Source organism: Clostridium zeae (assembly GCF_017312485.1).
Classification (GTDB): domain Bacteria; phylum Bacillota; class Clostridia; order Clostridiales; family Clostridiaceae; genus Clostridium_AR; species Clostridium_AR zeae.
The window spans coordinates 1-1,737 of the sequence record NZ_BMBA01000018.1 but is presented as its reverse complement, the minus strand read 5'-3'; the positions used below and the strand labels follow the sequence as shown (position 1 = coordinate 1,737).

The following is a 1,737-nucleotide window of genomic DNA, read 5'->3' as shown; positions in this document are numbered from 1 at the left end:
CTGTCCCACGACGTTCTGAACCCAGCTCGCGTGCCGCTTTAATGGGCGAACAGCCCAACCCTTGGGACCTACTTCAGCCCCAGGATGCGACGAGCCGACATCGAGGTGCCAAACCTCCCCGTCGATGTGGACTCTTGGGGGAGATCAGCCTGTTATCCCCGAGGTAGCTTTTATCCGTTGAGCGATGGCCCTCCCACGAGGTACCACCGGATCACTAAGCCCGACTTTCGTCCCTGCTCCACTTGTGGGTGTCGCAGTCAGGCTCCCTTCTGCCTTTGCACTCTACGAACGATTTCCGACCGTTCTGAGGGAACCTTTGGGCGCCTCCGTTACTTTTTTGGAGGCGACCGCCCCAGTCAAACTGCCCACCTAACAATGTCCCGTCACCAGCTTCATGGTGCCCGGTTAGAATCCCAGTACTGTCAGGGTGGTATCCCAAGGACGACTCCACATCCCCTAACGAGAATGCTTCCAAGTCTCCCACCTATCCTGTACAGACAATACCGAAACTCAATGCTAAGCTACAGTAAAGCTCTACGGGGTCTTTCCGTCCAATCGCGGGTAGCAAGCATCTTCACTTGCACTACAACTTCGCCGGATTTACAGTTGAGACAGTGCCCAAGTCATTACGCCATTCGTGCGGGTCAGAACTTACCTGACAAGGAATTTCGCTACCTTAGGACCGTTATAGTTACGGCCGCCGTTTACTGGGGCTTAAGTTCACCGCTTCGCGTTACCGCTAACGATTCCCCTTAACCTTCCAGCACCGGGCAGGCGTCAGCCCCTATACATCAGCTTTCGCTTTAGCAGAGACCTGTGTTTTTGCTAAACAGTTGCTTGGGCCTATTCTCTGCGACCTACTCTCGTAGGCACCCCTTCTCCCGAAGTTACGGGGTCAATTTGCCGAGTTCCTTAACTGTAATTCTTCCGCCGGCCTTAGGATTCTCTCCTCACCTACCTGTGTCGGTTTGCGGTACGGGTACTACATTTCTCTCTAGAAGCTTTTCTTGGCAGCGTAGAATCAAGTACTTCAGCCTAAAAGGCCTTCCCCATCACACCTTAGCTTAGCAAGCGGATTTGCCTACCTGCATGCCTAAGTGCTTAGACTAGCATCCAATAGCTAGCACACTCTATCTTCCTGCGTCACTCCATCGATAATAACGATTTGCAGTAGTATCGGAATATCAACCGATTGTCCATCACCTACGCCTTTCGGCCTCGGCTTAGGTCCCGACTAACCCTCAGCGGACGAGCCTTCCTGAGGAAACCTTAGGTTTTCGGCCACTAGGATTCTCACCTAGTTCTCGCTACTGATGCCAACATACTCCCTCGTAATCAGTCCACCGCTCCTTACGGTACGACTTCAGCCCGATTACGACGCTCCCCTACCCCAGCAGATAAATCTGCTAGCCGTAGCTTCGGTGATAAGTTTGAGCCCCGAACATCTTCGGCGCAGGATCTCTCGACTAGTGAGCTATTACGCACTCTTTTAATGAGTGGCTGCTTCTAAGCCAACATCCTAGTTGTCTTAGAAATCCCACATCCTTTTCCACTTAACTTATACTTTGGGACCTTAGCTGACGATCTGGGCTGTTTCCCTTTTGACTACGGATCTTATCATTCGCAGTCTGACTGCCGGACTAATACTATATGGCATTCGGAGTTTGATAAGGTTCGGTAAGCGATATGCCCCCTAGCCCATTCAGTGCTCTACCTCCATTAGTCATATCCGACGCT

At 51.9% G+C, this 1,737-nt stretch carries 1 rRNA gene; it reads right to left on the bottom strand.

Annotated elements, in window-relative coordinates:
- Positions 1-1,737 (bottom strand): 23S ribosomal RNA (locus J3477_RS25845); the annotation flags it as partial.